Below are 18,464 nucleotides of genomic sequence, written 5' to 3'. Positions count from 1 at the left end.
CTCTCATCTTCCCCGGGACCGGATCTCGGCGCGGGACGGATTTGGCACCGGTCCGCCGCGAGGAACCCGGGAGCGGGACCTCAACGGGGAGGGTTGCCGGGACTTCAACGGGCCGTTTCCCTCAGTCCCTCTGGATGAGCTCCCCCGAGACTACCCAATCGGGTCCATATTGTGTCTTCCGTTCCCACCATCCGAGACGCGAGGTCTCAGCCCTGCCGGGCCCGGAAAGCCCGCCGGTACGCCGATGGCGAGGTCTGCAACTGCTTCGCGAAATGGTGCCGCAGCGTCACCGGAGTGGCGAACCCGGCCGCGAGCGCGATCTCCTCCACCGGCGCGTCGCGCTCAGGCAGCCCGATCCCGGCGTACGTCGAGCATCCGCATCAGCGGAGTCGCCGCGATCCCGTGGACGACGACGCTCAGGACGACGGTGAAGCCGACCGTCGCCCATAGCCAGGGCAGGTCGGTGCGGAAGTCGGCACCGGCGTACGCGAGGTAGAACACCGACCCGACGCCGCGGACGCCGAACACGGCGGTCACCCACCGCTCCGAGCGGCGCATCGGCGTACCGGCCAGCGCGACCCAGGCGATCAGCGGACGGATCACCAGCACCAGCAGGAGCCCGATTCCGATGCCGGTCAGCGTCAACGGCTTCAGCAACCCGGCCGTGATCGCGACGCCGAGCAGCAGCAGGATCCCCCAGGTGAGGATGTGTTCGAGCTGCTCGACGAAACCGTGCAGCTCCTCGTGGAAGTCGTGGCTGCGCTCGGCCGCCCGCAGCGCCAGGGCCGCGACGAAGACCGCGACGAAGCCGTAGCCATGCAGCACCTGGGCCAGGCCGTAGACGCCCAGTGTCATCGCGAGCGCCAGTACCGGTTCGCGGGAGTCCGCCAGCCGGAAGGCGCGGGACGGCGCGGAGAAGGCCATCTTGCCGAGCAGCCAGCCCGCCCCGGCACCGACCGCGACGCCGATCAGCGTCCGGCCGATCAGGTCCCAGGCGAGCCACTCGAGGGCCCAGCCCCCGACTGCGCCCTTGGTTGCGGCGAAGATGGCGGCGTAGACGAAAGGGAACGCCAGGCCGTCGTTCAGCCCGGCCTCCGAGGTGAGCGCGAAGCGGACCTCGTCGTCCTCCTCCGGCTCGGCGCCTTCGCCGGTCGTCGGGCCTTGCACCTGGACGTCGGAGGCGAGCACCGGGTCGGTCGGTACGAGGATGGCTCCCAGCAGGAGCGCGGTCGCGGGAGCCAGGCCGAGCCCCCAGCCGACGCCGGCTACCGCGGCGATGCAGGCGGGCATGGCGACGAACAGGAGACGCCAGGTCACGCTCCAGCGCCGCCAGCCGATCGGACGGTCGATCGCGAGCCCGACGCCCATCAACGCGACGAGGATGGTCAGCTCGGCCAGGTGCTCGGTGAGCTTGGGTTCGGCGAGCGGGGTGAGGTGCTGCCGGTTGACGGCGAGACCGAGGAGCAGGCCGGCGCCGAGGAAGCCGATCGGCGCGGAGACGGCGTACCGGCGCAAGAGGCGGGGCAGGACGGCACCGAGCAGCAATGCCAGGCCGGCCACCAGGTACAGCCCGTCCCCGTCGATCGTCATCGTGGTGGCCCGGTGCCCAGCGCTACCTCAAGCGATGCGTTGCGCCCGGGGTGTGCGTGGGCAGGGACTTGCGCGGGCCGTAGCGGGGGTGAGCGATTCCAGCCAGCTCCAGCAGCCGCTGCACCCGGAACCGATGACCGCGATACGGCTCGATCAGCTCGGCGCAGCCGTCGTCGTCCAGCTCCTCGCCGATCAGGGCGTACGACACGTTGCGCGACACGTGGTAGTCAGCGAACGAGAACGCGTCCGCGTCACCGTGAGCCCGCTGGCGGACCTCGGCGGCCGTCCACACCCCGACGCCGGGCAGCGATCGCAGCCGGCGTTCGATCTCGGCCGAGTCGGTGAGCTCCAGCGTCCGCTCGAGCGCCTTGGCCCGGGTCGCGGCCGTCACGACGACGCGCGACCGGCGGTTCTCCACGCCGGCCCGCAACCACTGCCAGGACGGGATCAGTCGCCACTCCTCCGGCGCGGGCGGCACCATCATCATCCGTCCGTCCGGACCGTTCGGGCCCGGCGCGGGTTCGCCGTACTCACGAAGTAGCAGCCGCCAGCCCCGGAACGCCTCCTTGCCCGTGACGACCTGCTCGATCCCCGCGGCCGCCATCGCCTCGAACACCGCCCGCGTCCGCGGCACCCGCAGATGCGGGAACCGGCGCGCCGCGTCCACCAACGCCGCGTGCTCCGGCAACGGCTCGAACCCGTCCCAGCTGTCCGCCTCCCCCAGCAACTCCGGCACCCCGTCCAGCGCCCACGACGCTCCCGGTCCCCAGGCCTCGGCCTCCACCTCCCCGGCGTACGGCGTCAGCCGCAGAAGCACCGGCCCGTCAGGCGTCCGCGTAGCCCGCCACACCGTCCGCCGCCCCGGGTCGAACACATACGCCGGATCCCCCGGCCCCTTCCGCAACCCTCCGATCACCGAATGCGGATCCACCACCCGCCCAACCCGCCAAACCCGCACCCGCGAACTCACCCCCCAAGTCTTACTCACCCCACGGACAACTACCGGATCGGTGTCGGCGCCGCCGCCAGCCGCTCTCGCATCCACGGGTATGGATCGATCAGCGGCTCGCGAGTGGAAAGTGCGCCCTGGACGAGTTCGGCAAGGCGATCACCCATCACGTAGTGCCGCCCCTTCGTCTCACCGACCGCTCGCAGCAACTCCAGTTCGGTGAGCCTCGCGAGGTCGCGGGTGGCCGTCCGTTCCTCGATCCCGGCCCGGCGTACGTAGGTCGAGCGGCGCATGCGGAAGCCGAGGGACGCGTCGAACAGTTCGTCGGCGACGCGCTCCGCCAGCCCGTACTCCGCGATCAGCTCGTCGAAGGCCAGCCACAGCTTGCCCGCTTCGCGATACCGCCTCCGCACCGTCTGGGCCTGGATATGGTGCGCGCGCAGGTTGAACTTGACCCAGAGCGCGGCTGATCGCCGCGGATGCCACCCGCCGGCGCCGGTCGCCGCCAGCACCCGGTAGTAGTCCTCGGTGTTGCTGCCCAGCCACTCCTCGATGCTCGAGAAGGCCGGCTCTCCGATGCCACTCCGGGACAGGACCAGTGTCTGCAGCGCTCTCGCCATCCGGCCGTTCCCATCGCGGAACGGGTGGATCATGACCAGGTTGAGGTGAGCCATCGCCGCGTGCACCAAGGGGTCCGCCGCGCCGTCGGCCGCCAGGCCGTCCATCAGCTCGGCGACCAGGCCCGGCACATCCTCCGCCGAGGGACCTTCGTATACGTTCTCCCCGGTTGCCTCGTCATGCACGTAGACGACACCCTGCCGGTAGCTGCCGGGGCTCTTCGCCAGGTCGTGACTGAGCATCATGAAATGCATGCCCCGGACAGCCGACGCATCCAGCCCGAAGTCCGCATCCTTCGCCATTGCGAGGACATAGCCGAGCGCCTGCCGGTATCCACGGATCTCGGCGAACGTGCGCTCATCGGCGCTCAGCGCCTCTTCGTCGTCCAGCGCGGCTACGGCGTCGTCGAGCTTGACGTCGTACCCCTCGATGCTGTTCGACCCCTGGATCGCGCGCGCCAACATGCTCCGCCGCAGGCCGCCGGCCCACCGCCGGGGAACCCGCAGTACGTCGGTGAGCTCGGACCGGAACGCGTGAATCTGCTCGAGGACCTGTCGATCCTCGAGATCCAGTTCCGGCGTGCTGAAGATCGTCATTGGCCCCCAATGTCCCGATGTCTCAATTCTTAGGACATCGTACGCCATGTCCTGATGTTTGCGACATCAAGACAAAGGGGCGCCATGAGCCGATACTGAGCCGCATGAGTGGGTGGCAGCGGGTGAAGGTGGTGGGGAACTTCCTGAATCTGTCGACCTTGGCGGGGTTGGGGGTCGGGGTGATCGGGCGGGCTCGGTTCAGTCGCGGGCCGCGGGGGTTGTTCTTTGCGAACGGGTACAAGCTGGGGTTCCCGGTGGCGGGGGCGTTCACGATCGGGAACGTCATCCTCAGCAAGCACGAGCGTTCGTACTTCGAGGACGAGGCGCTGGTGCGGCACGAGGAGCGGCACTCGTGGCAGTACTTCTGCCTGATCGGGTTGTTCATGCTCCCGCTGTACGTCGTCGGCGTGATCATCTCATTCCTGCTCACCGGCGATCCGGCGTCGCGGAACCCGTTCGAGCGGCTGGCCGGACTCAAGGACGGCGGCTACGTCGAGCGGCCGATCCAGCCGCTCGGCAAGACCGTGACGCAGGCGTTCAGCGTGCTGCGATCGCGTCCGAAAGGGCAGTGAGCACGGTCACCACACCGGCGGGGTCGTCGACGACAATATCGGCCGCCTCAATCAGTTCGGTGGCATTGGACGACCGCGTGGCCAGCAGTACGGCGCGCAGTCCGGTCTTGCGATGTTCTTCGACCGCCCGGAACGCAGCCAGGTCACCGAGGTCGTCACCGGCGTACAGGATCGACCTTGCGCCCGTGGACTCGAGCAGCCGGCGCAGTGCGACGCCCTTGTCGATCCCGGGCGGCCGGAGCTCGAGCACCAGGTTGCCCGGCTCCAGGCGCAGTTCGGTCGACTCGGCCAGCTCGGTCAGCGGCGTACGCAGTCTCTCGAACGCACCGACCGGATCCGGCAGCCGGCGCGTGTGCACCGCCAGCGAGCTCTCTTTGTCCTCCACGAAGGCATCCGGTACGCCGGCCGCGCGCAGGATCTCCGGCAACCGCGAGCGAGCCTCGGCGACACCGGACGGCACCGGGTCGCTGGACACGTTCCCGGTCGCGGCGTCCCACTGCTCCAGCCCGTAGTGCCCGAGTACGACGAGACTGCCCAGACCGGGATGACCGGTCACACCGGTGAGCTCCGTGGCCACGAGTGCCGGACGGCCGGTGACGATCGCCACCTGCTTCACCGAGCGGGCCAGCCGTGCCAGTGCGTCGAGGGCACCCTCGGCCGGGCGAGCACGGGCCGGGTCCTCGACCAGCGGCGACAGGACGCCGTCGAAGTCGGACGCGACCGCTGCTGTGGCCGGGTCGGCGACGATCGCTTCCCAGCCTTCGCGTCCGGCGTCGGTCTGGATGACCGGAGTGCTCATCCTGCGTAGTCCGAAGTCAGGATCACGGTGAGGCGATCCTTCTTCATGTTGTCCAGCGCGCCCTTGGTCCGGCCCACCCCGAGATCGCGGGCGAGCTGGTTGGCGGCGTCGAGCATGCCCGGCGGGTAGTAGACGGTGCTTTCGGCGATCTTGCCGTGCCAGTTGTCGGGGGAACCCGCCACGGTCCAGCCTGCCTGCCGCGCCCGGCCCGCGACCGAGTCGGCCAGGCCCTTGCGCGCGGTGTTGTTGTAGACCTCGACCGCGGGCCGCTCAGCCGCCGGGATCGTCGTCGACTGGGTCGACGGCGGTTGCGTCGGCTCGGAGCTGGGCTCGGTGGTCGGCTCGGTCGTCGGAGTGGACGACGGGGCCTCGGTCGGCGTGGTGGCCGGTTCGGTCGGCTTCGAGGACGGCTTGGGGATGCTGGCGGCGATCGTCGACGGCCCCGAGGACGGCTTCGCGCTCGGCTTCAGGGTGGTCGCGCCCGACGTCTCGTCGGCCTCGCTGTCGTGACCGCGAGTACCGAACAGCACCAGCAGGCCGGCCACGATCGCGACGACGGCGGCCACAGCGACGAGCGACGACAAGACTTGGCCTTGGTCGCCCTTCGGGCGGGACATGGTCAGACCTCGATACCCAAGCGGCGTGCGGAGCGGGCGCGCTGGCGGGCCGCGCGCAGCCGGCGCAGCCGCTTGACCAGCAGCGGGTCGTGAGCAAGCGCCTCGGGCCGGTCGATCAGCGCGTTCAGCACCTGGTAGTACCGGGTGGCCGACATCTGGAACTGGTCCCGGATCGCCTGCTCCTTGGCACCGGCGTACTTCCACCAGTGCCGCTCGAACGCGAGGATCGCCCCATCGCGCTCAGTGAGTCCGGCAACGGCCGGCGGCGCAGCTTCGGCGGGGCCGGGAGAGCTGGCGTTCGCGCTGTCCATCTGCTGGTGACTCCTGTGCGGTCGGTGATCGTCCGTCCGCGCCCCACTGTACGGCTGAACAACAACCATGTCATTCACCGGTCAGGCGACACGGAGCGTGTCGCCGGCGGACGGCCGGACCGGGGCAACTCTGGCAGGATCGACGGGTGAGCTCAACTCTTTCCGGCCGGGGTGGTGGGGTGGGGAAGGAATTCAAGGCAGCGGCGCTGGTGGAAGAGCTGCGGGCCAAGAGTCGTGAGGTGGACCCGCTGGTCAACGCCATCTGCACGCCGAACCCCGCCGCTCTCACTCAGGCCGCCCACCTCGACGCGGAGCGCGACGAAGGGCGGGTGCGTGGCCCGCTGCACGGCGTACCGGTCCTGGTCAAGGACAACATCGACACCGCCGACCTGCCGACCACCGCCGGTTCCCTGGCGCTGGCCGACCAGCCACCGCCACCGGAAGACGCCCCACTGGTACGGCGACTCCGCGAGGCGGGCTGCATCGTCCTGGGCAAGACCAACCTGAGCGAATGGGCCAACTTCCGCGGCTCGGCGTCCTCCTCCGGCTGGAGCGCGTACGGCGGCCTCACCCGGAACCCGTACGCGCTGAACCGCTCCGCCGGCGGCTCCTCGAGCGGATCCGGCGCAGCGGTCGCCGCAGGGCTGGCCGACTACGCCATCGGCACCGAGACGAACGGTTCAATCGTTTGCCCGGCCGCACTGAACGGCATCGTCGGTCTGAAGCCGACTGTGGGTCTCATTCCGCAGCAGGGCATCGTCCCGATCTCACACTCCCAGGACACCGCCGGACCGATGACCAGGACGGTCGCCCAGGCGGCAGCCCTGCTCACAGTCCTCACCGGGAACAAGACCGACTACTCCGAGTACTGCCGCGGCACGGACCTCAGCAACGTGCGGATCGGCGTACCGCGCGGCCCGCTCTGGGGCTACTCGACCGGCCTCGACGAGGTCAGTGAGCACGCGCTGGAGACGCTCAGCCGGTGTGGAGCCACGCTGGTCGACCAGCTGTCGTTGCCGACCCCCGGTGGCGACGAGGACCAGCTCCAGGTGCTGGCCCACGAGCTCAAGGTCGACCTGGCGGCGTACCTGGCCACTCGCGTGCCCGGCGGCCCGCGGACGCTGGATGATCTGATCGCTTTCAACCGAGCGCATGCGGACGTCGAGCTGCAGTGGTTCGGCCAGGAGCTGTTCGAGCGGGCCGCGGCCACAGGGGGGCTGAGCTCCCCTATCTACGTCGCCTCCCGCCTGACCGCACTGCGAGCCGGCCGGGACGGCATCGACAATCTGCTCCGGGACAACCAGCTCGACGCCCTGGTCTGCCCGTCGTACTCACCGGCCTGGACCATCGACCTGGTCAACGGTGACCACGTACTGGGCAGTTCGTCCTCACATGCCGCATTGGCAGGGTATCCGTTGCTCTCCGTGCCGTCCGGACTGGTCGCAGGACTGCCTGTCGGGATCACGTTCAGTGGCACTGCGCGGAGTGACTCCACGCTCATTCGCTTGGCTCACGCCTTCGAAACAGCGAGAATCGCTGCAGACGGACCGTTCCCGACCCCGGAGTTAACCCAGTGGGTGTAGATCGCGTCAGATGGGGCATCGTTGCTACGGGCAACATCTCTACGTCGTTCACGAGGGATCTGAAGCTGCTCGGCGACGACGCCGTGGTGACAGCTGTGTCGTCGCGGTCCCATGACGGTGCGGACCGGTTCGCCGCCGAGTTCGGCATCGAGAACGCGTACGACGACTACCGCCGGCTGATCGACTCCGGCACGGTCGACGTGATCTACATCGGTACACCGCACCCACAGCACTACGCGATCGCGCGGACCGCACTCCAGGCCGGTATCGCCGTACTCTGCGAGAAGCCGGTCACCCTGACCGCCAAGCAGGCCCGGGATCTGATCGCCGTCGCCACCGAGCACCAGACGCTGTTCGCCGAGGCGATGTGGATGCGGACCAACCCGGTCATCCAGGCGTTCTTCAAGGAGCTCGACAGCGGTGTGATCGGCGAGCCACAGCAGGTCGTCGCGGACTTCGCCTTCCACAAGCCATCGTTGCCCGCCCGCCTGCTCGACCCGGCGCTCGGCGGCGGTTCGCTGATGGACGGCGGCATCTACCCGATGACCTTCGCCTACCTGGCGCTGGGCCGCCCGGCCGAGCTGAAGGCAGTCGGCTCGCTCAACGAGGACGGCATCGACCTGAACGTCGCCATGGCCTGGCGCTACGACTCCGGCGCGGTCGCCGCGCTCACCTGCGGTCTCAAGTCGCAGAACCCCTGGGTCGCGTCAGTGAGCGGTCCGGAGGGCAGTCTGCAACTGCCACACCGCTTCCACCATCCTGAGTACTACGTGCGCAGTACGGCGGCCGGCAGCGAGCGGATCGACGTACCGACGCATGGCCTTGGGTACCACTATGAGGCGGGGGACGTGATGCGTGCGCTGCGCAACGGACTGATCGAGGTCCCGTCGCTGCCGCATGTCGCGACGATCGAGGTTCTCGAACTGCTCGACGAAACCCGTAGCCAGATCGGGGTGCGCTACCCCGGTGACGACGAAGACCTGGGTGGATGACAGCAGATGCCTGACGGACGGAGTTCCTTCGTAGTGGTGGCCAACCGGCTGCCGGTCGACCGGATCGAGATGCCTGACGGCAGTACGGCGTGGCGCCGGAGTCCCGGCGGTCTGGTCACCGCCCTCGCACCGGTGATGCAGCGCCACCACGGTGCGTGGATCGGCTGGACCGGCAGCGCGGACGAGAAGGTGGATCCGTTCGACAACGACGGTATGCACCTGGTCCCGGTGATGCTGTCGGCCGAGGACGTCCAGCTGTACTACGAGGGCTTCTCGAACGCGACCCTCTGGCCGCTGTACCACGACGTGATCGTGGCACCAGAGTTCCACCGCGAGTGGTGGGAGTCGTACGTGGCGGTGAACCGGCGGTTCGCGGAGGCGGCCGCGGATGCCGCCGCCGATGGCGCCGACGTCTGGGTGCACGACTACCAGCTGCAACTGGTCCCAGCGATGCTGCGCCGGCTGCGGCCCGACGTACGGATCGGGTTCTTCCTGCACATCCCGTTCCCGCCGACCGAGCTGTTCGCGCAGATGCCGTGGCGGCGGCAGATCCTGGACGGCCTGATGGGTGCGGACCTGGTCGGTTTCCAGCGCCCGGGCGCGGCGTCGAACTTCGCCCGCCTGGCCCGCAACCGGATGGGCCTGCGAACCCGCGGCGACCGCATCCACCTGCCCGACGACCGGATCGTGCGGGCCAAGGCGTTCCCGATCTCCATCGACGTCGGCGAGCTGGAGGACCTGGCCCGCAAGCCGGAGACCCTCGCGCGGGCCGCCGAGATGCGCGAGGAAGTCGGCAATCCGCAGCACATCCTGCTCGGCGTGGACCGGCTCGACTACACCAAGGGGATCCGGCAACGACTGCGCGCGTTCGGTGAGCTCCTGGACGAGGGCCGGGTGTCGGTCGACGACGCCGTCTTCATCCAGGTGGCCACGCCGTCACGCGAACGCGTCGAGCAGTACCGCGTGCTCCGGGACGAGATCGAGCTCCTGGTCGGCCGGATCAACGGCGAGCACGGCCGGATCGGTACTCCGGCGATCAACTACCTGCACACGTCGTACTCGCGGACCGAGATGGCCGCGCTGTTCCGGGCCGCGGACGTCGCGGTGGTGACTCCGTTGCGCGACGGCATGAACCTGGTCGCCAAGGAGTACGTCGCCACCCGGTACGACGACACCGGGGCCCTGGTGCTGAGCGAGTTCGCCGGCGCCGCGGACGAGTTCCGCCAGGCGTTCCTGGTGAACCCGCACGACATCAACGGGATGAAGGACACCATCGTCGACGCGATGAACACCGACGACCGTCAGCTCGGCCGCCGGATGAAGGCGATGCGCAAGCACCTGGCCGCGCACGACGTGAACGTCTGGGCGGCGTCGTTCCTGAAAGCCCTGCATGACGAAGACTGACGGACGGGTCTTGGCCTTGGATCTAGGCACGTCATCAGCTCGTGCCCTGGTCCTGTCGGCTGAAGACGCGTCACCACTTGCAGGAGCGTTAGCGCGTCACAAGATCTCCCCGGCCTACGGCTCCGACGGTTCGGCGACGCTCGACCTGCACGAGTACGTCGAGGGCCTGCTTGGCTGCCTGGACGAGCTCCAGCAGAACGGCCACCTGGACGGCATCGGCGCGATCGTCCTGTCCGCGCAGTGGCACTCGATCGTTGCCCTCGACAACAAAGGTGCTGCGCTCACGCCGGTGATCACCTGGGCGGACACCCGCTCGGTCCACCTCGATCTCGGGTCATCGTTCGACGAGCACGCGTTCCACGCCCGGACCGGCTCCTGGCTGCACCGGCTGTACTGGCCCCGGCGGATCCCGTGGCTCCTGTCGGAAGGCTCCCCTTCAGCGTTTGCCGGACTGCCCGACCTGGTGCTCGAGCGACTGACCGGCCAGCGCGTCACGTCGGTCTCGATCGCCTCCGGGACCGGCACGCTCGACCTGGCCGGCGGTTCGTACGACGACGAGGCGCTGGAGATCGCCGGGGTGAAGGCCGACCAGCTCCCGCCGATCGTCCCGACCGGGTGGAGCGCGATGTTGTCCGCCGAGTACGAACGCCGGTGGCCCGGGCTGGTCGGCGTACCCGTCCATCCGCCGACCGGTGACGGCGCCGCGTCGAACGTCGGGTCCGGCGGGTACGACGAGACCACTGCGGCCGTGACCGTGGGCACATCGGCGGCCGTCCGGGTCGTGCATCCGATCGACGACGCGCCGGAGCTGCCGTGGGAGCTGTGGCGCTACCGGGTCGACGACCAGCGAGCGGTGACCGGGATGGCGTTCTCGGCGGCCGGGAACCTGCACGCCTGGCTGACCGGCGTACTGCAGTTGGAGTCCGACGAGCCGACCGGTGTGGAGATCGGGGCGTCGCGGGCGATCGCGATCCCGTTCATGGCCGGGACCAGGCCGCCGGCGACCGTACCGAGTGGATCCGGCGTGTACTTCGGCCTGTCCTTCGACGACGACCCCGCGGACCTGCTGGCCGCCTCGCTACAAGGCGCGTCGCTGGAGATCGACCGTGGGCTGCGGATGCTCGATTCGCTGTTCGGGCGGCAGTTGGACGTCGTACTGGGCGGTGGCGGCATCGACGCCTCGGAGTGGTGGCGCCGCTGTCTGACCGCGACCTTCGCTCGACCCACAACGGTCTGCGCGGAGGCTGAGGTTGGCGCTCGCGGTGCCGCGGCCGTGGCCCTCAACTTGTCCCCGGCCCCAGGCGGCGAGCACCTCACACCGGTGGACGACGAGGTGGAGCGGGTCGGCGCTTTGCGGACGCGGTACGAGGCTCTGCGCGAGCTCGCGGTCCAAGCTTCCGCCGTCTGATACCGCGTTCGCGGTACGGCGGGGATACGGCCGGAGGACGACGCGGATTCCGCCGGGGAACACGTACTGTGAAGGAATGGGCGCGTTCCTGCGGTACTGCCGCGACCTCAAGTGGCATCCGTTGGCGGTGGACTTCGCCCTCGCGCTGGTCGTCCTGGCGATCAACCTCTTCGTGCCGGGCGGCCGGCATGTGGGCGAACGGATCGAGCTGAACCAAACGATCGTGGCACTTGCCGTCGTGGGTACCGTCGCGCTCACCTTCCGGCGCCGCGCGCCACTGGTGGTGCTCGGAGTCACCACCGGCGTCGCGATCGCGTATGCGATCGCCGAACAGGGCAAGAGCCCGATCGTCCTGTTCATGGCCTGCGCGATCTACACGGTCGTGGTGCGCAACGACCGGAGGACCAGTTCGACCGCGGTCTGCGTCACGGCGGCCGCGACCCTGATCTCCTCGGCCGTCTTCATCGGCGGAAACCTTCTCGACAACCTCGGAATGACCTTCATGGTCCTCTTCGCGGCGGCCATCGGCGGAGCGGTCCGGTACCGGCGGGAGTATCTGGCGGAGCTGGAGGAGCGGGCCGTCCGCGCGGAGCGGTCCCGCGACGAGGAGGCACAGCGCCGGGTGATGGAGGAGCGGCTGCGGATCGCTCACGAGCTGCACGACGTGATCGCGCACCACATCGCGCTGATGAATGTGCAGGCGGGCGTCGCGGCTCACGTCCTGCGTACTCAACCGGACGAGGCCGAACGAGCGCTGGCCCTGGTCCGCTCCGGCGGCCGTACGGTTCTCCGGGAGCTCACCGTCCTGCTCGGAGTACTACGCCGTCAAGGCACCGCCCCGCCGACCGCACCCGCGCCGTCCCTGCTCGAGCTGGACTCGATGATCGAGTCGTTCGTCGCTGCCGGAGTGAAGGTCGACTGGGAGCCTCCGGACTCGATCGGTTCGCTCCCCGATGTCATCGAGCTGACTGCCTACCGAGTGATCCAGGAGTCCCTCACCAACGTCCTGAAGCATGCCCCCGGCGCCACAGTCCGCGTCCGCCTGGCCCGCCACGCAGGCTTCCTGGCCGTCGACGTCACGAACACCTCCCCCAGCACGCCGGCACCTCGCCTCCCCGGCGGTCCCGGCCTCGGTCCGGAGAGCACTCCCTCGACCACCGGGCACGGGCTGCTGGGGATGCGGGAGCGGGTCACGGCGGTGGGTGGGGAGTTGACGACCGGACCGGAGGCGGGTGGGGGCTTCGGGGTGCATGCTGTTCTTCCTCTCGAGACGGGAGTCGTAGGTGACGATCCGGGTACTGCTGGCCGACGACCAGACGCTGATCCGCAGCGGGTTCCGGGTGCTGGTGAGCTCAGCACCCGATTTGGAGGTCGTTGCTGAGGCGTCGAACGGTCGGGAGGCCGTCGAGCTGGCCCGGACCGAGCGCGCCGACGTGATCCTGATGGACATCCGGATGCCGGAGCTGGACGGGCTCGCGGCGACCCGCATCATCACCGGGGACGAAGCGCTGGCCGGGGTGAAGGTGCTGGTGCTGACCACCTTCGAAGTGGACGAGTACGTCTTCGAAGCGATCCGCGCCGGAGCCAGCGGCTTCCTCGGCAAGTCGGTCGAGCCGGCCGAACTCATCGACGCGATCCGGGTCGTCGCCCGCGGCGACGCGCTGCTCTCCCCGAAGGCGGTCCGCGGCCTGATGAACCGCTTCCTCGCCGAACCACAGGTCGGCCAGGACCTCGGCCCGTCCGCACTCGACGCCCTCACCGACCGGGAACGCGAGATCGTCGGCCTGGTCGCCCTCGGGCTGACCAACGACGAGATCGCCGTACGCCTGGTGCTGTCGCCGTCGACCGCGAAGACGCATGTCAACCGGGCGATGATGAAACTCGACTGCCGGGACCGAGCGCAACTGGTCGTGCTCGCCTACCAGACCGGTCTTGTACGTCCAGGGACGACACTGCCGCCGGCCGAGGTACCGCAAACGTAGTAGGGACCTACGGCATCCGCAGTACGTCGAGAAGCCCACTCCTGGCAGACGCGGATGACAGGGCCCGACCGGAACGATCGGCAGCATGGCTACCTACCTGTACCGGCTCGGCCGGTTCGCGTTCCGCCGACGCCGACTCGTCGTGCTCGTGTGGCTAGGACTCCTGGCCGCCGGCATCGCCGGTGCGGCCACCCTGTCCGGCCCGACCGCCAACGGCTTCTCGATCCCGGGCACCGAGTCGCAGCGCGCGGTCGACCTGCTCCAGGACCGCTTCCCGCAGGCCGATGCCGACAGCGCCACCGCCCGCATCGTCTTCCAGGCACCCGCCGGCCAGAAGCTCACCGACGCGGCCAACACCGCACAGGTACAGCAGACCCTGGGCCGGATCACCGACGCTCCGCAGGTGGCGAGGGTCCTCGATCCCTTCACCGCCAAGGCGATCTCCGCCGACGGCCGCACCGGCTACGCCCAGGTGACGTACGACGTACCTTCACCGGAGGTCACTCCGGAGGCACAGGAGGCCGTGGCGACCGCGGTCGAGCCCGCTCGCGCGGCCGGCCTCACCGTCGAGTACGGCGGGGACGCCATGCAGCCGCAGGACGAGCAGAGCCTGACCGAGGTGATCGGCCTCGGAGTGGCCGCGGTGGTCCTGCTGATCACCTTCGGCTCACTCATCGCCGCCGGCCTACCGTTGCTCTCGGCAATCATCGGGGTCGGCATCGGGGTGACCGCGATCTCCGCCGCGACCGGGTTCATCGACATCGGTTCGGGGACGCCGATCCTGGCGTTGATGATCGGGCTCGCGGTCTCGATCGACTACGCGTTGTTCATCATGTCGCGCTACCGGCACGAGCTGAGTACCGGGCTGGAGCCCGAGGAGGCGGCCGGCCGCGCGGTCGGCACAGCCGGGTCGGCGGTGGTCTTCGCCGGGATGACCGTGGTGATCGCGCTGGCCGGGATGTTCATCGTGAACATCCCGTTCCTCACCCAGATGGGCCTGGCCGCCGCGTTCACTGTCGTCCTCGCGGTCGCGATCGCCCTCACGCTGCTGCCCGCGCTGCTCGGGGTCGCGGGCCGCCGGGTCCTCGGTGGGCGGATCCCCGGGCTGCGGTCCGGCGACCCCGAGGCGACCGGCAAACTCTCCGCGGGTCGCCGGTGGGCCGGGTTCGTCACCCGCCGGCCGGTGGCCGTGCTGCTCGTGACGGTGATCGGTCTCGGCGCGCTGGCGGTCCCGGCGGCCGACCTCGAGCTCGGGTTGCCCGACGACAGCACCGCCGCGCCGGACTCGACTCAGCGGAAAGCGTACGAACTGCTGTCCGACGGGTTCGGTGCCGGGTTCAACGGTCCGCTGATGGTCGTCGTCGACGCCGGTGTGTCGCCGGACCCGAAGGCGGCGGCCGCTGCCACGGCGACCGCCGTACGCGGGCTGCCGGACGTGACGATGGTGACGCCGCCGACGTTCAACCCGGCCGGCAACACCGCGCTGCTGACGGTGATCCCGGCCAGCGGCCCGAGTACGACGCAGACGAACGAACTGGTCCAGGCGATCCGGGCCTTGCCGGAGAACGGTGGCGCGGAGGTGTCCGTCACCGGCGCGACCGCGGTCAACATCGACTTCTCGGACAAGCTCGGCGGTGCGCTCATCCCCTATCTGTCGCTGGTGGTCGGGCTCGCGTTCCTGCTGCTGATGCTGGTGTTCCGGTCGCTGCTGGTGCCGTTGAAGGCGACCCTCGGCTTCTTGCTCACGGTCGCGGCGACGTTCGGTGCGGTGGTCGCCGTGTTCCAGTGGGGCTGGCTGGCCGGGCTGTTCGGCATCGAGGGGCAGACCGGGCCGGTGATCAGCATGCTTCCGATCTTCCTCATCGGTGTCGTCTTCGGCCTCGCGATGGACTACCAGATCTTCCTGGTCACGCGGATGCGGGAGGAACACGTCCACGGCGCCGAGCCGCGCACCGCGGTCGTCGACGGCTTCGCCCACAGCGCCCGCGTCGTCACCGCCGCCGCGGTCATCATGACCGCCGTCTTCTCCGGCTTCATCCTGTCCAGCCAGACCCTGATCCGCGAAATCGGCTTCGGCCTGGCCCTGGCGGTAGCCATCGACGCCTTCCTGGTCCGCATGACCATCGTCCCCGCCGTCATGGCCCTCCTCGGCCGCTCCGCCTGGTACCTCCCCCACTGGCTCAACCGCCTCCTCCCCAACGTCGACGTCGAGGGCGAAACCCTCCGCCGCCACCTCCCGGCCGAGCGGGAGCGTGAACTGGTGGGGTGACGGTGGCCACTGACAGGGGTGCGGTTCGGCTGGATCATGGGGCCGCATGTGGCGCGAACTGATGAAGTCGAAGGTGCACCGGGCGACGGTGACGCAGGCGGATCTGGACTATGTCGGATCGTGCACGCTGGACGCCGAGTTGATGGACGCGGCCGATCTGCTGCCCGGCGAGAAGGTGGACATCGTCGACATCACCAACGGGAACCGGCTGTCGACGTACCTGATCGAAGGGCCGCGCGGGTCCGGGGTGGTCGGGATCAACGGAGCCGCGGCGCACCTGATCCATCCCGGCGATCTGGTCATCCTGATCGCGTACGGGATGTTCGACACCGCGGAGGCGAAGGTGTTCGAGCCGAGCGTAGTCTTCGTGGACGAGCACAATGCGATCACCCGCATCGGCTCGGACCCCGCCGAGGCACTGCCCGACACCGGCACCCTCCGCGGCGATCAACTGCACACCTAGGCCCTGAACCGCAGTGCCCGCGCCGAGATGAGGACTGGTCGACGATGACCGACACGACCGAGACCACCGCCGCCGAGAACTCCACCCTTGAGAACGGCACCCTTGAGACCGCCGGCGCCGCTGAGAACGCCGCGCCGAAGACGGCCTCGCACGACAACGAGCCGAACCCGAAGCTGCGCGCGTTCATGAACTCGGGCTGGGCCGACTCCGAGCGGCAGGACGTGACGCTGAGCGACGTCGGCGTGTGGGCGGCGAAGCGGCGTGACGCGCTGTCGCAGGCGTTCCCCGGCGAGCGGCTCGTGATCCCGGCCGGCACCTACAAGGTCCGCTCGAACGACACCGACTACGTCTTCCGCCCGCACACCGACTACGCCTGGCTGGCCGGCGACCAATCCTCCGACGCGGTCCTGGTGCTGGAGCCGAACGGCACCAGCGGCCACGACTCCGTCCTGTACTTCCGCCCGCGCGCCGACCGCAGCGAGGGCGAGGAGTTCTGGCGCGACCGGATGTACGGCGAACTCTGGGCCGGCCGGCGCCCGTCGCTGACCGAGACGGCCAAGGAGTTCGGCCTCGAGACCCGGCACGTCGACCGGCTCGCGGACGCGCTCAAGGGCGACGTACCGACCCGGGTACGGCGCGACGAGGACGAGTCGATCGCGTCCCTGCTGACCGGCGTGAAGACCGATGACCTTCGCGACAACGAGCTTGCCACGACGCTGTCCGAGCTGCGGCTGGTGAAGGACCCGTTCGAGCTCGAGCAGCTCCGGGACGCGGTCGCGATCACGCACCGCGGCTTCTCCGACGTGCTCGCCGAGATGGACAAGGTCCGGCAGTACGGCGAACGCTGGATCGAGGGCACGTTCTGGCGCCGGGCGCGGGCCGAGGGCAACGATGTCGGGTACAGCTCGATCGCCGCGGCCGGTCCGCACGCGACCACGCTGCACTGGATCGAGAACGACGGCCCGGTCGTCGACGGCACGCTGATGCTGCTCGACATGGGTGTAGAGAACCGCCGGCTCTACACCGCGGACATCACCCGGACGCTGCCGGTGAACGGCGAGTTCACCCCGCGCCAGCGCGACCTGTACCAACTGGTGCTGGACGCGCAGAACGCGGGCATCGCCGCGGTCAAGCCGGGTGCCGCATTCCGGGCGGCGCACGAGGCGGCGATGGAGGTGATCGTGCGCGGGCTGGACGCGATGGACCTGCTCCCGGTCTCGGCCGACGAGGCGCTCGACCCCGAGAGCCGTCTTTACCAGCGCTACACCCTGCACGGCGTCAGCCACATGCTCGGCCTCGACGTCCACGACTGCGCCTCCGCCCGCGACGAGACCTACCGCAAGGGCCCTCTGCAGACCGGCTACGTCCTCACTGTCGAGCCCGGCCTCTACTTCCAGGCCGACGACCTCACCGTCCCCGAAGACCTCCGCGGCATCGGCATCCGTATCGAAGACGACATCCTCGTCACCGAAGACGCCGCCGAAAACCTCTCCGAAGCCATGCCCCGCACCATCGAAGGCATCCAGACCTGGATGTCTTCCTAGAACGACAAGGGCCTCACCTCACTGCATCACCACCGAAGGCCCCGCGTATTACCCGGAGCTCGCCGCCGCAGACGGCGAGCTGCCGGTACTTTCACGGGGTTGCGGACGGGGGTGTCGGGCAGCCACCTGCCGCCCGGCCCCGACGGTTGCTGTTCTGTCTACTTTGTGGGCTCGAAGGTCCAGGCGCAGCCGCGGTCCAGGGAGCCGGTGAAGGCGCGGGCGGTGTGTGGGCGGAGGCGGAAGATGCCGCTCTCGACCGGCTCCGGCTCGAGCCGCCCGTACTTCGCGGTCCACGCCCGGACCACCCGGTCACCGAGCTCGGCGGAGGTCGTCTCCAGGTCCTCCACCAGCCCTTCGAGAATCACCACGTCGTCGGCGCTCTCAAGGTGCACGGCCGCCTGCGGGTTCGCAGCGAGGTTATGACCCCACCGGGTAGTCGGCAGACCGTCGAAGTACAACCCGCGGTCCACCCAGACTCCCCACACCGGCGTCACATGCGGCCGCCCATCCGGCCGCACGGTAGCCAACCAATAGTTCTTGGCCGCGCTCAGCCGTTCCTCGACGTCCGACCACGCCACAAACCCCTCACCAGACCGAGGGAACCGATACACAGTCGGCGCCCGCAATGGCCGCACCCTGGGCTCGTCCATAGTCACAACCCGACCCTACGACCCCGGGGGGGGGGGGGGGGGGGGGGGGGGGAGGAGGGGGGGGGGGGGGGGGGGGGGGGGGGGGGGGGTGGGGAGGGGGGGGGGGGGGGGTGCGGT

General features: G+C 69.5%; 18 protein-coding genes and 1 riboswitch. Of the genes, 10 read left to right on the top strand and 8 right to left on the bottom strand.

The genetic code is table 11. The annotated features are described in order from the left end of the window. Window positions 1–141: riboswitch (SAM riboswitch) on the bottom strand. A 65-nt stretch (window positions 142–206) separates the two neighbouring features. Genes ACZ3HV_RS20280 through ACZ3HV_RS20265 form a run of 4 tightly spaced genes read right to left on the bottom strand, consistent with a single transcriptional unit; the run spans window position 207 to window position 3,753 of the window. Continuing rightward, on the bottom strand, window positions 207–329 hold the full coding sequence (locus ACZ3HV_RS20280; protein ID WP_465686466.1) for a hypothetical protein: 123 nt from the start codon (window positions 327–329) through the stop codon (window positions 207–209). A 13-nt stretch (window positions 330–342) separates the two neighbouring features. Next, entirely contained in the window at window positions 343–1,590 is a 1,248-nt protein-coding gene (locus ACZ3HV_RS20275) for a cation:proton antiporter (RefSeq protein WP_465686464.1), read from the bottom strand. 22 nt (window positions 1,591–1,612) lie between these two features. Further along, complete coding sequence (locus tag ACZ3HV_RS20270) at window positions 1,613–2,560, bottom strand: DNA-3-methyladenine glycosylase family protein (protein ID WP_465686461.1); 948 nt, start codon at window positions 2,558–2,560, stop codon at window positions 1,613–1,615. A 29-nt stretch (window positions 2,561–2,589) separates the two neighbouring features. Continuing rightward, window positions 2,590–3,753 carry a Fic family protein gene (locus ACZ3HV_RS20265; protein ID WP_465686459.1) on the bottom strand — a complete coding sequence of 388 codons (1,164 nt, stop codon included), beginning with the start codon at window positions 3,751–3,753 and terminating at the stop codon, window positions 2,590–2,592. A 104-nt stretch (window positions 3,754–3,857) separates the two neighbouring features. Here ACZ3HV_RS20265 and ACZ3HV_RS20260 point away from each other — a divergent pair, with 104 nt between their 5' ends. Next, window positions 3,858–4,325, top strand: a complete 468-nt coding sequence (locus ACZ3HV_RS20260; RefSeq protein ID WP_465686457.1) for a hypothetical protein — start codon at window positions 3,858–3,860, stop codon at window positions 4,323–4,325. On the opposite strand, the gene otsB is transcribed toward ACZ3HV_RS20260, so the two are convergent. The 3 genes from otsB to ACZ3HV_RS20245 are packed head-to-tail and all read right to left on the bottom strand — an operon-like array spanning window position 4,291 to window position 6,052. Continuing rightward, on the bottom strand, window positions 4,291–5,124 hold the full coding sequence (gene otsB / locus ACZ3HV_RS20255; RefSeq protein ID WP_465686455.1) for a trehalose-phosphatase: 834 nt from the start codon (window positions 5,122–5,124) through the stop codon (window positions 4,291–4,293). The two genes, ACZ3HV_RS20260 and otsB, sit on opposite strands and share 35 nt — an antisense overlap. Beyond that, window positions 5,121–5,741 carry a LytR C-terminal domain-containing protein gene (locus ACZ3HV_RS20250; RefSeq protein ID WP_465686452.1) on the bottom strand — a complete coding sequence of 207 codons (621 nt, stop codon included), beginning with the start codon at window positions 5,739–5,741 and terminating at the stop codon, window positions 5,121–5,123. Before ACZ3HV_RS20250 ends, otsB begins: the two co-directional genes overlap by 4 nt. A 2-nt stretch (window positions 5,742–5,743) precedes the next feature. Continuing rightward, window positions 5,744–6,052 carry a DUF3263 domain-containing protein gene (locus ACZ3HV_RS20245; RefSeq protein WP_360362949.1) on the bottom strand — a complete coding sequence of 103 codons (309 nt, stop codon included), beginning with the start codon at window positions 6,050–6,052 and terminating at the stop codon, window positions 5,744–5,746. Window positions 6,053–6,231: 179 nt separating this feature from the next. Between ACZ3HV_RS20245 and ACZ3HV_RS20240 the strand changes: the two genes are divergently transcribed. From ACZ3HV_RS20240 to ACZ3HV_RS20200, 9 genes are all read left to right on the top strand, one after another. Then, window positions 6,232–7,635, top strand: a complete 1,404-nt coding sequence (locus ACZ3HV_RS20240) for an amidase (RefSeq protein ID WP_465686449.1) — start codon at window positions 6,232–6,234, stop codon at window positions 7,633–7,635. After that, window positions 7,626–8,627, top strand: coding sequence for a Gfo/Idh/MocA family protein (locus ACZ3HV_RS20235; protein WP_465686447.1), 1,002 nt, complete (start codon window positions 7,626–7,628; stop codon window positions 8,625–8,627). Before ACZ3HV_RS20240 ends, ACZ3HV_RS20235 begins: the two co-directional genes overlap by 10 nt. Before the next feature lie 6 nt (window positions 8,628–8,633). Beyond that, complete coding sequence (locus tag ACZ3HV_RS20230; RefSeq protein ID WP_360362944.1) at window positions 8,634–10,031, top strand: alpha,alpha-trehalose-phosphate synthase (UDP-forming); 1,398 nt, start codon at window positions 8,634–8,636, stop codon at window positions 10,029–10,031. Further along, window positions 10,018–11,439 carry an FGGY family carbohydrate kinase gene (locus tag ACZ3HV_RS20225; protein ID WP_465686444.1) on the top strand — a complete coding sequence of 474 codons (1,422 nt, stop codon included), beginning with the start codon at window positions 10,018–10,020 and terminating at the stop codon, window positions 11,437–11,439. Before ACZ3HV_RS20230 ends, ACZ3HV_RS20225 begins: the two co-directional genes overlap by 14 nt. A gap of 76 nt (window positions 11,440–11,515) precedes the next feature. After that, complete coding sequence (locus tag ACZ3HV_RS20220; protein WP_465686442.1) at window positions 11,516–12,820, top strand: sensor histidine kinase; 1,305 nt, start codon at window positions 11,516–11,518, stop codon at window positions 12,818–12,820. After that, window positions 12,723–13,421: a response regulator transcription factor gene (locus tag ACZ3HV_RS20215; protein ID WP_465686440.1), complete on the top strand. Its 699-nt coding sequence runs from the start codon at window positions 12,723–12,725 to the stop codon at window positions 13,419–13,421. Before ACZ3HV_RS20220 ends, ACZ3HV_RS20215 begins: the two co-directional genes overlap by 98 nt. 85 nt (window positions 13,422–13,506) lie before the next feature. After that, on the top strand, window positions 13,507–15,690 hold the full coding sequence (locus ACZ3HV_RS20210; RefSeq protein ID WP_465686437.1) for an MMPL family transporter: 2,184 nt from the start codon (window positions 13,507–13,509) through the stop codon (window positions 15,688–15,690). A 46-nt stretch (window positions 15,691–15,736) separates the two neighbouring features. Then, complete coding sequence (gene panD / locus ACZ3HV_RS20205; protein ID WP_465686435.1) at window positions 15,737–16,153, top strand: aspartate 1-decarboxylase; 417 nt, start codon at window positions 15,737–15,739, stop codon at window positions 16,151–16,153. 44 nt (window positions 16,154–16,197) lie between these two features. Next, window positions 16,198–17,697, top strand: coding sequence for an aminopeptidase P family protein (locus tag ACZ3HV_RS20200; protein ID WP_465686432.1), 1,500 nt, complete (start codon window positions 16,198–16,200; stop codon window positions 17,695–17,697). Window positions 17,698–17,855: 158 nt separating this feature from the next. Here the strand turns inward: ACZ3HV_RS20200 and ACZ3HV_RS20195 are convergent, their stop codons facing one another. Beyond that, window positions 17,856–18,275 carry a pyridoxamine 5'-phosphate oxidase family protein gene (locus ACZ3HV_RS20195; RefSeq protein WP_465686430.1) on the bottom strand — a complete coding sequence of 140 codons (420 nt, stop codon included), beginning with the start codon at window positions 18,273–18,275 and terminating at the stop codon, window positions 17,856–17,858. Window positions 18,276–18,464: the final 189 nt, after the last annotated feature.

The organism is Kribbella sp. NPDC020701, assembly GCF_055562215.1.
Note: the sequence above shows the minus strand (reverse complement) of the source record. Positions and strands in the feature narration are given on the sequence as shown.

Excerpts from the sequence above, each read along its gene's own strand:
- panD (WP_465686435.1), top strand. The coding sequence starts at position 15,737 with ATGTGGCGCGAACTGATGAAGTCGAAGGTGCACCGGGCGACGGTGACG.
- ACZ3HV_RS20245 (WP_360362949.1), bottom strand. The coding sequence starts at position 6,052 with ATGGACAGCGCGAACGCCAGCTCTCCCGGCCCCGCCGAAGCTGCGCCG.
- ACZ3HV_RS20230 (WP_360362944.1), top strand. The coding sequence starts at position 8,634 with ATGCCTGACGGACGGAGTTCCTTCGTAGTGGTGGCCAACCGGCTGCCG.
- ACZ3HV_RS20250 (WP_465686452.1), bottom strand. The coding sequence starts at position 5,741 with ATGTCCCGCCCGAAGGGCGACCAAGGCCAAGTCTTGTCGTCGCTCGTC.
- ACZ3HV_RS20225 (WP_465686444.1), top strand. The coding sequence starts at position 10,018 with ATGACGAAGACTGACGGACGGGTCTTGGCCTTGGATCTAGGCACGTCA.
- otsB (WP_465686455.1), bottom strand. The coding sequence starts at position 5,124 with ATGAGCACTCCGGTCATCCAGACCGACGCCGGACGCGAAGGCTGGGAA.
- ACZ3HV_RS20265 (WP_465686459.1), bottom strand. The coding sequence starts at position 3,753 with ATGACGATCTTCAGCACGCCGGAACTGGATCTCGAGGATCGACAGGTC.
- ACZ3HV_RS20220 (WP_465686442.1), top strand. The coding sequence starts at position 11,516 with ATGGGCGCGTTCCTGCGGTACTGCCGCGACCTCAAGTGGCATCCGTTG.
- ACZ3HV_RS20275 (WP_465686464.1), bottom strand. The coding sequence starts at position 1,590 with ATGACGATCGACGGGGACGGGCTGTACCTGGTGGCCGGCCTGGCATTG.
- ACZ3HV_RS20210 (WP_465686437.1), top strand. The coding sequence starts at position 13,507 with ATGGCTACCTACCTGTACCGGCTCGGCCGGTTCGCGTTCCGCCGACGC.
- ACZ3HV_RS20200 (WP_465686432.1), top strand. The coding sequence starts at position 16,198 with ATGACCGACACGACCGAGACCACCGCCGCCGAGAACTCCACCCTTGAG.
- ACZ3HV_RS20260 (WP_465686457.1), top strand. The coding sequence starts at position 3,858 with ATGAGTGGGTGGCAGCGGGTGAAGGTGGTGGGGAACTTCCTGAATCTG.